Origin of the sequence: Lepagella muris (assembly GCF_004793975.1) — a bacterium.
Taxonomy (GTDB): Bacteria; Bacteroidota; Bacteroidia; order Bacteroidales; family Muribaculaceae; genus Lepagella; species Lepagella muris.
On record NZ_SRYB01000038.1, the window covers coordinates 33,364 to 46,973 of the forward strand.

A 13,610-nucleotide genomic window follows, 5' to 3' on the forward strand; every position below is an offset into this window, starting at 1 on the left:
TAATTACAGAACCCAAAAAAGAAAATGAAAATGAAATTAAATAAAATTCTTTTGACAGCGTCTCTTCTGTTCGGTGGTCTCTGTGCCAACGCTCAGGAAACAGTCACCGAATACGTATTCCTTCCTCACTGGTATGGTCAGGCTCAGTTCGGTATGCAGGAGACTCTTGGCGAGGGTGGCTTCGGCAAGCTCCTCAGTCCGAATGCACAGCTTGCAGTAGGCTATAAGTTCAATCCCTACATCGGTGCCCGTCTTGCTGTAAACGCATGGCAGAGCAAAGGTATCCTCAAGATGAAGGGTCAGGACGATCCCCGTTGGAAATGGAACTATGTAGCACCCACTATTGATGCGGTTGTAGACATGACCAACCTTATCGGCGGCTACAATCCCAACCGTCTTGTTGAGGTTAACCTTATCGCTGGTCTCGGAATGAACATCGGCTTCGGCAATGGTGAGGCTAACGACATCAACGCCGCTTATCTCAAGCAAGTGTCTGGTGCCGCAGGTGCAAATCAGATTTACGGTGCTGACTACAAGCTTCTCGGCAATGCATGGGATGGCACAGTGGTACGTTTCCTCGGACAGTTCGGTCTTGACGTTAACTTCAACGTGGCAGAGAACGTCCAGGTGGGTCTTGAGGTTATGGCAAATACCCTCAGCGATAACTACAACTCAAAGATCGGCTCAAACTCTGACTGGTATTTCAACGCACTCGTAGGCGTTAAATACGCCTTCGGTCCCAAATATGAGACTCGCACCCGCGTAATCGAGGAGCCGGCTCCTCAGGTGATCGAGAAGATCGTTGAGAAAGTTGTGGAAGTTCCTGTAGAGGTTGTTAAGGAAGAGCCTGTAAAGAAAGAGGTAGAGATGCTTCGTCGCGACGTGTTCTTCAAGATCAACACTACTGCTATCGTTGGCAGCGAGGCTACAAAGGTGGCTACGGTTGCAGACTTCCTTCAGGAGCATCCTGATGCAAAGGTTACGATTACAGGTTATGCCGACAAGGGCACAGGCTCACTCCAGCTTAACCTTCGTCTTGCAGCACGCCGTGCAGAGGCAGTTGCCAATATGCTTAAGACAAAATACGGTATTTCTGCATCTCGCATGACAGTGAAGAGCATGGGTGAGGCAGAGGATCAGCCTTATCCCGATCCCGTACAGAACCGTGTGGCAATCTGTATTGCGCAGTGAGATGCGTAATATTTCGCAATAGGTGAAATAATTATAGAAAATAATCGTTATTAAATTGGTCATATCGGATATGCTCCGGTATGACCAATTTTTTAAATTCCGATTCCCTATGAATGTCAGGCATCTCTTTAATTGTCGGTTCAGATGGGTATGCAGGTATGGAAATAATGTTTTTATGAAGAAAATATTTACTCTTATTGTTGCGGCGGCAACTACTTTAGGCGTATATGCTGATTTGAATGGTGATGGTTACTACAGGGTTGAAAATTACAAGACAAAACGCTATGCATCGGTTATAGACAATCGCGGCAGTATCGATATTGCCGCCACAACAGCTGATTTGCAGGCAATAAAACTATGGCTCGTGTTTGATGATGTGTCACACGATCCAGCCTCTGTATTTTATATTTCAAAAGTGGGATCGGAATATCAGCTTACCACGCAAGGCACGGGGGTTTATCAGATCATAGACCATTATTTGAAGTTGCGGGAGAATGGCAACTCAAAAGGGCAGAAGCTATACATGGCATACGGCACAGATGGTAGAGTGACAAAATATCTTGCTGATGGCAACTCTTGGTCGGGTAATCGTGGCACAATGGGTACCAATTCCTCAGGCGACTATCGTAAATGGTTTATACTCCCGATGGATGCGGCGGGCGAGAATTTCTATGGAGCGATGCCAGATGTGGATGCTGATGGGTCGCTCTACACCACGGTATATGCCTCCTTCCCGTTTTCGGCATATTCCTCCGGAGTGAAGATGTATTATGTCAGCAATGTCAAGAACGGTTGGGTCGAGCTTTCCGAGATAGAGGGCACAGTTCCCGCCGCCACTCCTGTGGTTGTGGAATGTGTCGGGACAGAGCCGGGTGATAACCGTATGACAGTAGGGGGCACAGGGAGTGCGGTCAGCGGCAACAAGCTGAAAGGTCAGTATTTCAACTGCGACATAGCCGGACATATCAACCGCGTCAAGTATGACCCGACTACAATGCGTGTGCTCGGGCGATGTGCCGATGGCTCACTTGGCTTTGTCAAGGCATCCGGACTTGATTACGTGCCGGCGAATACGGCATATCTCGTGGTGCCGGGATGGTATGAGGATGAACTCAAATGCGTAAAGACTCATTCGGAATTTGAGGCGGACGTGGATGAGATAGAGGCAGTCGGTGGGAATAAACCGCGGGCAGTCTACTCCATCACGGGAGTGCAGCTTTATCAGGATGCTACTGATGAAGAGATTGCATCGCTTCCCAAGGGTATATACATCATCGGTGGAAAGAAAGTGAAAATATAGGATAAATATCATGGAAGAGAAATTGATGACAGACGACGAGCGGATAGCTGAAGAGGTAGTGGTAGACGGACTCACGTTCGTCCCGTTCCTGAAGAGGGATGAGATCCGCCGTCAGGTAAAGCGAGTGGCGTCAGAACTTCGCAGGGACCTGGAGGGTAAGCGCCCGCTGTTTATCTGTGTCTTAAACGGGGCATTCATATTCGCGGCAGACTTAATCCGGGAATGTGGCATCAACGACTGCTCGGTGACATTCGTGCGCTACAAGAGCTACGAGGGCATGTCGACCACTGGTAATGTCAAGCAGCTTGTCGGTCTTACGGAGGATCTGACCGGACGGGATGTTGTCATTATCGAGGATATCGTCGACACCGGTCTGACGGCAAAGCAGATGATAGCCGATATCAAGAAACAGGGTCCGGAATCGGTGAGATTTGTCACTCTACTCCATAAGCCGGCAAGCAGCAAGACAGGTTTCACCCCGGATTATGCAGCATTCACGATTCCCCCAAGTTTTATCATCGGATATGGTCTTGACCTCGATGGCAAGGTGCGCAACCTGAAGGATATCTACGTCATCAAAGAGTAGGTCTTCCGGATCGGTCTCTGTATCTCGATAAAAAGAGTAGATAAAATGGCTCTCCACTCTCCACTATAAAGTATAAACCTTAAACCATAAACTATATGAATCTGGTATTATTCGGTGCTCCCGGCAGTGGCAAAGGGACACAAAGTGCAAAACTAATTGATGAATTCGGACTATTCCATATTTCTACGGGAGAAGTTCTTCGTGATCACATCAAACGTGGTACAGATCTTGGGAAGGTGGCACAGGAGTTTATCTCTCAGGGACAACTTATTCCCGATGAGCTTATGATAAGCATACTTGATGACGTCCTTGAAAAGGATGCTAAGGGAAAGAAGGGGGTTATCTTTGATGGTTTCCCACGCACTATCCCGCAGGCAGAGGCATTGAAGGAGCTTTTGGCAAAGCGAGGCACGGAGCTTCATGCCGTTGTCGGTCTTGAAGTGCCGGAGGAGGAACTTGTGGAGCGTATGCTCAACCGTGGCAAGGAGACAGGGCGTGCTGACGACAATATCGACACCATCAAGAAACGTCTTGACGTTTACCACAACCAGACATCCCCGCTCCGCGATTACTACCATAACGAAGGGAAGTATCTCCCTGTCAATGGAAGCGGCGTAGTGGATGATATCTTCAACGATATAGCCAAGGGATTGGAGAAAATCACAGGCGCACCACGCAAATAATATAGCGTCAAATTGTGATTGACAAACTGACATTAATGTCGATAATGTCAGTAATGTCAATAATGACAGTAAAGACAATAAAGACCATTCAGGCAGCTGAGATTACGATCTCAGCTGCCTGATATTTAAATTTATTCGAGAAAACTATTTTGTTTTGAAATTTTTTTATTAATTTTGCGCCAATATGAGGCGCATCTGCGACTTCATTGCTTCAATTGTTGATGTCGTTCACACAGATTAATTGATATATAGCCAATTAATATTATTGAGACACCAATCAAAAACTCAAATAAAATACATAATAACCCTTTCTGAGGTCGGCTGCCGTGAGGGCATAGTTTTGACCGGATAAGAAAAAAGAAACAGAAATTTGTCAAGATGGAATCAGAAAAGAAACCAAAACGGCCGAGAATCGGCGTAGCACCCACTGCCGGGAATGCAGAGAGCGGAGATTCAGAAAACCGCTATGAGAAAGTGAATTACCCTAACGATGACAACGCTTCCGGCGAACGTCAGCCTGCCAACCGTCAGTATGGCGACCGTCAAGGTTACCAGCAGAGACAGTATGGTTATCAGCAGCGTCCGATGGGATACGGCAGAAATAACTACAACAACCATTACGACCGTCCCGCTTATCAGCAGAATTATCAGCAGCGTCCCGCCGCTTCCGATGGCGAAGGAGAGAAGACTGAAGGTGCTTCTGAGACCGGCTTCCATCAGAATGCAGAGGGAGGCTATCAGCCGCGTCAAGGTTATCAGCCGCGTCAGGGCAATTATCAGCCGCGTCAGAATAATTACAATAATCGTAATCAGGGCGGCTACAACAACCGCAACCAGGGCGGCTACCAGCAGCGTCCCAACCAGGGCGGCTATAACAACAACCGCAACCAGGGCGGCTACCAGCAGCGTCCCAACCAGGGCGGCTACAACAACCGCAACCAGGGCGGCTACAACAACCGCAACCAGGGTGGCTACCAGCAGCGTCCCAACCAGGGCGGCTACAACAACCGTAACCAGGGCGGCTACAACAACCGCAACCAGGGTGGCTATAACAACCGCAACCAGGGAGGATTCCGCAAGCCTCAAAACAACAAGATGTTCACCCCGCGTCCGAAACAGGTGGACTACATACTTGAGGATATCGATCCCAACGAACAGATCCGTCTTAACAAATTTATGGCAAATGCCGGCATTTGCTCACGTCGTGAAGCTGATGAATTCATCACACAGGGTCTCGTGAAGGTAAATGGAGAGGTTGTCACTGAACTCGGAACCAAGATCTCACATGATGACGTGGTGGAATATGATGATAAGGTGGTGACTCCGGAGCGCAAGTGCTACGTGCTTCTCAACAAGCCGAAAGACTGCGTGACCACTAGCGATGACCCCAACGGACGCCTCACCGTGCTTGACCTTGTGAAGAATGCGTGCCGCGAGCGTATCTATCCTGTAGGACGCCTTGACCGCAACACTACGGGCGTGCTGCTTCTCACCAACGATGGCGACCTTGCTTCTAAGCTCACTCATCCCAAGTTTGTGAAGAAGAAGATCTACCACGTGTGGACCGACAAGGATATCACCGAGGAGGATATGCAGCGCATCGCCGATGGTATCGAGTTTGAGGATGGGGAGATTCATGCCGATGCAATCAGCTACGTCAGCGAGACCGACCGCAATCAGGCAGGCATCGAGATCCACAGCGGCAGAAACCGTATCGTGCGCCGTATATTCGAGAGTCTGGGCTATCGCGTCACCAAGCTTGACCGCGTATACTTCGCCGGACTCACCAAGAAGAACCTTCCCCGTGGACGCTGGCGTTATCTCACTCAGGAAGAGGTTAACTTCCTCCGCATGGGTAGCTTCGAGTAAAATCCTTCATAATGTATTTTTTTTGACAGATGGAAGATATAAGAAGAAAGACAGTCAAGACCGTTCTCACGGAAGGCGCATCTCATGCCGGTGAGATTGTAGATGTCAAAGGCTGGGTAAGAACCAGGAGAGGCAACAAAAACGTGCAGTTCGTGGCATTGAACGACGGCAGCACCATCAACAATCTTCAGATTGTGTTTGACCTTTCTAAATTCTCCGACGACGACCTGAAGGCAATCACCACCGGGTCGAGCATCCACGTGCAGGGGGAGTTGGTTGCATCTCAGGGTGCAGGTCAGTCGGTTGAGGTACAGGCTCGTGAGCTTGAAGTGTACGGCACAGCCCCCGGCGACTATCCGCTTCAGAAGAAGGGTCATACTCTTGAATTCCTTCGCGAGAAGGCGCATCTGCGTCCGCGCACCAATACGTTCGGTGCCGTGCTCCGCATACGCCACGCACTCGCATACGCCATACATAAATTCTTCAACGATAAAGGATTCTATTATTTCCATACTCCGCTGATCACGGCATCGGATTGCGAGGGCGCAGGTGCACAGTTCCAGGTGACCACGCTTCCTCTCAACGATTTGCCTAAAGATGAGGCAGGAAATATCGACTATTCTCAGGATTTCTTCGGCAAACTCGCATCGCTTACCGTTTCCGGTCAGCTTGAGGGTGAGTTAGGTGCTACGGCTCTCGGTCTGATCTATACATTCGGACCGACATTCCGTGCGGAGAACTCCAATACGCCGCGCCACCTTTCCGAGTTCTGGATGATAGAGCCGGAGATGGCATTCTATGAGATAGCCGACAATATGGATCTCGCCGAGGAGTTTATTAAATATTGCATCACCTACGCGCTTGAGCATTGCGCCGATGATATAAAATTCCTCAACGACCATTTTGACAAGGAACTTATCGACCGCCTTAAATTTGTGGTTGAGAACGATTTCGTGCGTCTACCTTACACCGAGGGCGTGAAGATCCTCGAGGAGAGCGGCAAGAAATTCGAGTTCCCGGTCTATTGGGGCGTCGATCTTGCATCGGAGCATGAGCGTTATCTCGTGGAGGAGCATTTCAAGAAACCGGTCATCCTGACCGATTATCCTAAGGAGATAAAGGCGTTCTATATGAAGCTCAACGATGACGGCAAGACTGTCCGCGCAATGGACGTGCTTTTCCCGAAAATCGGTGAGATTATCGGCGGTAGCCAGCGAGAGGAGAATTATGAGAAGCTGCAGAAACGTATAGAGGAGCTTGGACTGACCGGCATGGACTGGTATATGGACACCCGTAAATACGGCACGGTTCCTCACAGCGGTTTCGGTCTCGGTTTCGAGCGTCTGGTGCTCTTCGTCACCGGTATGCAGAACATCCGCGACGTGATACCTTTCCCGCGCTATCCGAAGAACTGCGAGTTTTAATCTCGAATGATTGCAATGCATAAATCCTTGCATGAATTGATACTAAAGTCAATATATCGAACGATCACGGGCGCCATGGCAATACTTATTGTCATGGCGTTGTCGTGGCTTCCCGCCACTGCCGTCACTGCCGGAGATATGCCCCGTGCCAAGTCTGCCGGAGAAGCCGATTCGCCTTTGACGGTCAGCCTTATCACGTGTTATCCCGGTCCGGAAATATATGAACTTTACGGTCATGAGGCTATCCGAGTGAGAGGAGAGGGGAGAGACTCTGTGTGGAACTACGGAGTGTTCAACTTCCGCGAGCCGAATTTCGTCTACCGGTTTGTGAAAGGGGAGACCGACTATCTGTGTGCCGGATATCCGTTTGAATGGTTTATGCCGGAATACGTCTCACGTGGGTCGAGAGTGGTGGAGCAGGATCTCAATCTTACCCCTGAGGAGGCTCACAGGCTTCTTGCACTTCTCCAGACAGAGGCGTTGCCGCAGAATCGCCGCTACCGCTACAACTACGTGAAGGACAACTGTGCCACGCGCATCCTTGACCGGATCGACGACGCTTATGACGATGTGCGGGTGATCTATCCCGATAGCGTCACCTACGGAACGTTCCGTAATGAGATGCGTGCCTACAACCGCAATTATCCGTGGTATCAGTTTGGTATCGACCTTGCCTTGGGTTCGGGTATCGACTATGGAGTGACCGGGCGCGAGGAGATGTTTGTGCCTGTTGAAATGATGCAGAGGGCGGGAGCAGCGCGACTCTCTGACGGGCGACGGCTCGTGAAAGCCACGCGTGTGCTCAATGAGGGTGACGGCGACGTGACGCTCGGTCCGACTCCCTTTTGGTTGTCGCCATTGGCAGTGGCATGGATACTATTTGTCCTGACGATTGTGTTTGCTGCCTATAGTTTGAAAACCAATAGGATAATAAAATGGGTATATTCCTTGTGGTTCACTCTTTTGGGATTAACGGGAACTTTGACGGCATTTCTGGTGTTTATATCAAGCCATGAGGCAACATCGCCCAATATGCTTCTGATATGGCTCAATCCTCTTCAGCTGGTGATCGGGTTGTGTGTGTGGTGGCGCACGTTGCGTCCGGCAGCGGTGGCGATGGCTTATTGCGACATAGTTGCTCTCATCTGTATGTTGCTTGTGTGGCCCTTCATGCAGCAAAGTGGCAACCCTGCCATCTTCCCGCTTATAGGCATCACGCTGATACTTTCAGCCACTTATGCAATAATCATCCACAAAGATAGTTATAATAATAATGGGCGGTCTTCTTCCACAGTAAGAACGCCTGCGACGCGAAAGGGTAGATCCGCTCGCGGAATAACAATAAAGAAGAAATCGTAAAAAAGTAAATGAATCGACTGATTACATCGGTGATATGCGGTCTTGTGGGCATCAATACGATGCTCTATGCTGATGCCTCGCGTCCAAAACTGGTCGTGGGGATCATGATAGACCAGCTACGCACCGATTATATCGAATATCTACAGAACCTTTTTGGCGAAAAGGGGTTTAACAAGCTCATGAAAGACGGGGCTTTCCTGAAGGATGTGGATTTCAAGGTGAACGGACTCGACAAGGTGAGCGGCACCGCGATGATCTACACCGGGGGATATCCACGCCATAACGGGGTCACGTCATCAAAGGTGTATGATCCCAATGTGCGCGACATGGTGCCCGCACTTCAGGATGCCACCATGATCGGTAATTTTACGACCGAGACATATTCTCCCGTCGGTTTGCGTCTGTCTACCATCAGCGACGAGATAGCCATAGATGGAGCCGGACTTGCGGCAGTCTATTCCATATCCCCCGATCCGCAGCAGTCAATCATCATGGCTGGTCATGCCGGCACGTCGGCTTTCTGGATTAATGACAACACCGGGAAATGGGCTACCACCACGTATTATCGTGAGGCTCCGTCGCAGCTGACACAGCGCAACTACAGTGACCCTATCACGTCGCGTCTCGACACGATGCAATGGAAGCCGTCGCGTCCGCTATCCACATATCCGGGACTGCCGGCACAGAAACGCATACTTGATTTCAAGCATACCTTCCCTACGGCTGACCGCAGCGTGTATCGCATGTATATCTCCTCGCCGATGGTCAACACAGAGGTGACAGACGTGGCGATAACCTGTCTTCGGGATCTGAAGATAGGGAGCCGTGGCGATGCTATCGACATGCTCAACATAGGCTATACCGCCGCCCCCTACAAATACGTGAAGGATGGGGATTTCCGTCTGGAGCTTGAAGACAGCTATCTGCGTCTTGACGGGCAGTTGTCACGTCTGTTTGATGCAATCGACAAATACGTCGGTCTCAACAACACCCTTGTCTACGTGGCTTCTACAGGCTACTACGACGATGCAGTGGAGGATGATGCTAAATACCGTACTCCGACAGGCTACTTCTCTGTAAAGCGTGCATTGTCGCTGCTTAATTCATATCTCGCCGCCCGCTATGGCAACGGTGATTATGTCGACACGTTCAGTGGCGGACACGTCTATCTTGACCGCAAGCAGATAGAGGAGCGCAAACTCGATCTCAAGGAAGTGGCGGAGGCGTCGCGTGATTTTCTCGTGCAGATGAGCGGCGTCAGCGATGCCTTTACAATGAGCGACATAATGGCGTCGTCGTTGCCGGCGATGGAGGCAATGCGTCTCGGCACTGACCCGAAGACCGGTGGCGATGTGATATTGGAGTTCAATGCCGGCTGGTCGGTAGTGGACGATACGAAATTCCCCAATGAGACACAGGTAATCCGCTCCGGACTCGTACAGACGCCCGTGTTTATCATGGGACCAAACGTGGAGCCGGTCACAATAGGCACCCCTGTCGATGCGACAGCCGTGGCTCCCACTGTCACTCAGGTGCTGAGAATACGTTCACCCAATGGATCCGCATCCAAGCCTCTCAACCTCAAAAAGTGAACATCTAAACACCAACCAATTGAAAAAACATAAGAATCCATGGGATTAAACGGACTACTTAAAAAGATATTCGGCGATCAGAGCGAGCGCGCAGTGCGTCCTCTTTGGGATCGCCTCAAAAAAGAGATAAACCCTATAAGCGATGAGCTGACTGGGCTTTCACACGATGAACTTCGCGGCAGAATCGACGTGATACGCGATGGCATACGTGGCGAGGCAAAGGAGTATAAGGATAAGATGGCGGAGATCCGCACCGAGCTTGAGACTCTCGAATATGATAAGCGTGAGCCTTATTGGAAGAAGATCGATGAGCTTCGCGAGGAGATGTTCAAGATGTATGCACGCCGTCTTGACGAGGTGCTCCCGGAGGTGTTTGCCGTGGTGAAGGAGACGGCACGCCGTTTCGCACAGAACGACACAATCGAGGTGACAGCCACTGAGGCAGATCGCAATCTTGCCGTTGCCGGTAAGGATTTCGTGTCGATACAAGGCGACAAGGCTGTCTATCGCACAAGCTGGCTTGCCGGCGGCAACCAGATGACTTGGGACATGGTGCACTACGATGTGCAGCTTATCGGCGGCATGGTGCTCCACGGCATAATGAACGGCGACAAGGCTTCTAACAACATTGCGGAGATGGCGACCGGTGAGGGTAAGACTCTCGTGGCTACACTCCCTGTGTTCCTCAACGCACTGACGGGTGAGGGCGTACACGTGGTGACCGTCAACGACTACCTTGCAAAACGTGACTCGGAGTGGATGGGTCCTCTCTATCAGTTCCATGGTCTTACCGTAGATTGTATCGACAAGACAGATCCTAACTCGGAGGAACGTCGTCGCGCCTATCGTTGCGACATTACGTTTGGCACAAACAACGAGTTCGGTTTCGACTATCTTCGCGACAACATGGCGACACAGACCTCAGATCTCGTGCAGCGTGACGAACATTACTATGCCATTGTCGATGAGGTCGACTCGGTTCTTATCGATGATGCCCGCACGCCGTTGATTATATCCGGTCCGGTGCCTAAGGGCGACGACCAGATGTTCAACGATTTCAAGCCGAATGTGGAGAAGGTTGTCAACGCACAGCGTAAGCTCGTGCAGGGTCTTCTGCTTGAGGCAAAGGATAAGATTGCAGCAGCCACAAGCGGCGACCCGGAGAAAGTGGCGAAGTTCGACAAGAAGGAGGAGGGTAAGAAACCACTTACCGCCGATCAGCTTCTGGAGGATGGCGGACTGTCGCTATTCCGCGCCTATAAGGGTCTGCCGAAGCATAATCCTCTTATCCGCTATCTCAGCGAGGAGGGTATCAAGCAGCTTCTTCTGAAGGTGGAGGCTAAGTATATGGCAGACAACAACCGCGAGATGCCGAAGGCTGTTGAGCCGCTTTTCTTCGTGATCGATGAGAAGAACCATAGCATAGAACTTACCGACAAGGGTATCGAGGTGCTGACCGGCACCACTCAGGACCCTGAGTTCTTCGTGCTTCCCGATATCGCCGCACAGCTTTCAGCCGTGGAGAATGAGGAGGGCACAAAGGAGGAACATCAGGAGAAGAAGGATGCACTTCTGCAGAACTATTCCATCAAGGCGGAGCGTGTGCATACCGTCAACCAGCTTCTGAAGGCATATACCCTGTTTGACAAGGATGTGGAATACGTGATCGACGACAATAAGATTAAGATTGTCGATGAGCAGACCGGACGTATCATGGAGGGTCGTCGTTATAGCGACGGTCTTCACCAGGCTATCGAGGCTAAGGAGGGCGTGAAGGTTGAGGCTGCCACACAGACCTACGCAACAATCACACTCCAGAACTATTTCCGTATGTACCGTAAGCTTGCCGGTATGACCGGTACGGCAATGACGGAGGCTGGAGAGTTCTACGATATCTATAAACTTGAGGTGACTGAGATACCTACCAATCGCCCCGTAATCCGTAACGACCAGAACGACCGTGTATATCGCACCAAGAAGGAGAAATATGCAGCCGTTATCCAGGAGGTTGAGGATATGGTTAAGGCAGGACGCCCTGTGCTCGTGGGCACAACGTCGGTGGAGATTTCCGAGTTGCTTTCCAAGATGCTTCAGCTCCGCAAGATTCCTCACCAGGTGCTTAATGCCAAATACCATCAGAAGGAGGCGGAGATTGTGGCTCAGGCAGGTAAGACCGGCACCGTGACCATTGCCACCAACATGGCAGGTCGAGGCACCGACATCAAGCTGTCGCCGGAAGTGAAGGCCGCAGGCGGTCTGGCAATCATCGGCACAGAGCGTCATGAGTCACGTCGCGTCGACCGTCAGCTCCGCGGACGTGCCGGACGTCAGGGCGACCCGGGTTCATCCGTGTTCTTCGTGTCGTTTGAAGACACCGTTATGCGTCTCTTTGCCAACGAGCGTATCGTCAAGACTCTTGACCGACTCGGATTCCAGGAGGGCGATATGATCGAGAGCAAGATGGTGACCCGTTCAATCGAGAATGCTCAGAAGCGCGTCGAGGAGAATAACTTCGGTATCCGTAAACGCCTTGTGGAATATGACGACGTTATGAATGCCCAGAGAAAGGGTGTATATGGTCGTCGTCAGAACGCACTCAAGGGTGAACGTATCGGCACGGATATTGCCAATATGATTTATGAGACGTCTCTTGAACTCGCATCACGTCGTTACGATGGCGGATTCAGCGAGTTTGACGAGGCAGTGCGCAAGTCGCTTGCAATCGAGGTGCCGTTTACGGAAGAGGAATATGCCAAGCTTGATGCCCCTGTCATGACTGATAGGCTTGCAGAGGCGGCCATGCAGACTTATGCCCGCAACAAGCAGAAGATGGCAGAGGGTGCTATGCCCTATATAAAAGAATTTGTAGAGGAGAGAGGTGCCACAGGTCTTGTGGGGGTGCCCGTGACCGACGGACGTCGTATGTTCAACATACGTTGCGACATAAAGGAGGCATACGACAACGGATGTGCAGCCCTTACGAAAGCGTGGGAGAAGACAGTGCTTCTTTCGTCAATCGACAAGGCATGGCAGGAGCAGCTCCGCGAGATGGATGAGCTTCGCAAGTCGGTGCAGAATGCATCCTACGAACAGAAGGATCCTCTCGTGATCTATAAACTGGAGGCATACGAGCTTTGGAAGAAGATGCTTTGGGATATGAACTCCAAGTCGGTGGCTACCCTGATGCGTGGTCGTCTGGCAGTGCCCGACTATGCCGAGGCAAAGGCAGCCGAGGCAGCAGCGAGAGAGGCACAGGAACAGCGTCGTCATGCCGCACAGCAGGAGATACGCAGGGAATACACATCTCAGACAATGCCGAATCCTTACGCAAACTATAGCACAACCCGCGACAGCTACCCCGGTGAGACGGCACAGCGTCAGGCAGCCCAGACCAACCGTCAGCAGGAGCAGCCGAAGCAACCGATGAAGGCACAGCCGAAAGTAGGACGTAATAATCCCTGTCCTTGCGGCAGCGGCAAGAAATACAAGAACTGCCACGGCAGAGACCAGCAATAATCTCCCCGATAGCAGATATAAAAATAATAGAAAAAGAGGCTGTCTAACAAGTTTAGGCAGTCTCTTTTCGTATGTGATTGCAAAAAGACA

Annotated in this window: 9 protein-coding genes; all 9 read left to right on the plus strand. The window is 50.8% G+C overall.

What is annotated here, in order from left to right; genetic code table 11:
* Window positions 1–30: 30 nt before the first annotated feature.
* The 9 genes from E5331_RS17810 (at window position 31) to secA (ending at window position 13,520) form a co-directional block, all read left to right on the plus strand.
* On the plus strand, window positions 31–1,191 hold the full coding sequence (locus E5331_RS17810; protein ID WP_123482452.1) for an OmpA family protein: 1,161 nt from the start codon (window positions 31–33) through the stop codon (window positions 1,189–1,191).
* A gap of 175 nt (window positions 1,192–1,366) precedes the next feature.
* Window positions 1,367–2,491, plus strand: a complete 1,125-nt coding sequence (locus E5331_RS17815) for a hypothetical protein (protein ID WP_123482411.1) — start codon at window positions 1,367–1,369, stop codon at window positions 2,489–2,491.
* A 10-nt stretch (window positions 2,492–2,501) separates the two neighbouring features.
* Window positions 2,502–3,077: a phosphoribosyltransferase gene (locus E5331_RS17820; RefSeq protein ID WP_338033528.1), complete on the plus strand. Its 576-nt coding sequence runs from the start codon at window positions 2,502–2,504 to the stop codon at window positions 3,075–3,077.
* 95 nt (window positions 3,078–3,172) lie between these two features.
* Window positions 3,173–3,760 carry an adenylate kinase gene (locus E5331_RS17825; RefSeq protein ID WP_123482410.1) on the plus strand — a complete coding sequence of 196 codons (588 nt, stop codon included), beginning with the start codon at window positions 3,173–3,175 and terminating at the stop codon, window positions 3,758–3,760.
* Between the two features lie 378 nt (window positions 3,761–4,138).
* On the plus strand, window positions 4,139–5,629 hold the full coding sequence (locus E5331_RS17830) for a pseudouridine synthase (protein ID WP_136013285.1): 1,491 nt from the start codon (window positions 4,139–4,141) through the stop codon (window positions 5,627–5,629).
* A 29-nt stretch (window positions 5,630–5,658) separates the two neighbouring features.
* A complete protein-coding gene (asnS, locus tag E5331_RS17835; RefSeq protein ID WP_123482409.1) occupies window positions 5,659–7,053 on the plus strand; it encodes an asparagine--tRNA ligase in 1,395 nt (464 codons plus the stop codon).
* A 75-nt stretch (window positions 7,054–7,128) separates the two neighbouring features.
* The gene (locus E5331_RS17840) at window positions 7,129–8,412 is read left to right on the plus strand and encodes a lipoprotein N-acyltransferase Lnb domain-containing protein (RefSeq protein ID WP_168355289.1); all 1,284 of its coding nucleotides are present in this window, start codon (window positions 7,129–7,131) and stop codon (window positions 8,410–8,412) included.
* Between the two features lie 8 nt (window positions 8,413–8,420).
* A complete protein-coding gene (locus E5331_RS17845) occupies window positions 8,421–10,004 on the plus strand; it encodes an alkaline phosphatase family protein (RefSeq protein WP_123482407.1) in 1,584 nt (527 codons plus the stop codon).
* Window positions 10,005–10,043: 39 nt separating this feature from the next.
* Window positions 10,044–13,520, plus strand: a complete 3,477-nt coding sequence (gene secA / locus E5331_RS17850; protein WP_123482406.1) for a preprotein translocase subunit SecA — start codon at window positions 10,044–10,046, stop codon at window positions 13,518–13,520.
* Window positions 13,521–13,610: the final 90 nt, after the last annotated feature.

Coding starts and splice junctions, on each gene's coding strand:
- E5331_RS17815 (WP_123482411.1), top strand. CDS start 1,367: ATGAAGAAAATATTTACTCTTATTGTTGCGGCGGCAACTACTTTAGGC.
- E5331_RS17820 (WP_338033528.1), top strand. CDS start 2,502: ATGGAAGAGAAATTGATGACAGACGACGAGCGGATAGCTGAAGAGGTA.
- E5331_RS17825 (WP_123482410.1), top strand. CDS start 3,173: ATGAATCTGGTATTATTCGGTGCTCCCGGCAGTGGCAAAGGGACACAA.
- E5331_RS17830 (WP_136013285.1), top strand. CDS start 4,139: ATGGAATCAGAAAAGAAACCAAAACGGCCGAGAATCGGCGTAGCACCC.
- E5331_RS17810 (WP_123482452.1), top strand. CDS start 31: ATGAAATTAAATAAAATTCTTTTGACAGCGTCTCTTCTGTTCGGTGGT.
- E5331_RS17845 (WP_123482407.1), top strand. CDS start 8,421: ATGAATCGACTGATTACATCGGTGATATGCGGTCTTGTGGGCATCAAT.
- E5331_RS17840 (WP_168355289.1), top strand. CDS start 7,129: ATGGCAATACTTATTGTCATGGCGTTGTCGTGGCTTCCCGCCACTGCC.
- secA (WP_123482406.1), top strand. CDS start 10,044: ATGGGATTAAACGGACTACTTAAAAAGATATTCGGCGATCAGAGCGAG.
- asnS (WP_123482409.1), top strand. CDS start 5,659: ATGGAAGATATAAGAAGAAAGACAGTCAAGACCGTTCTCACGGAAGGC.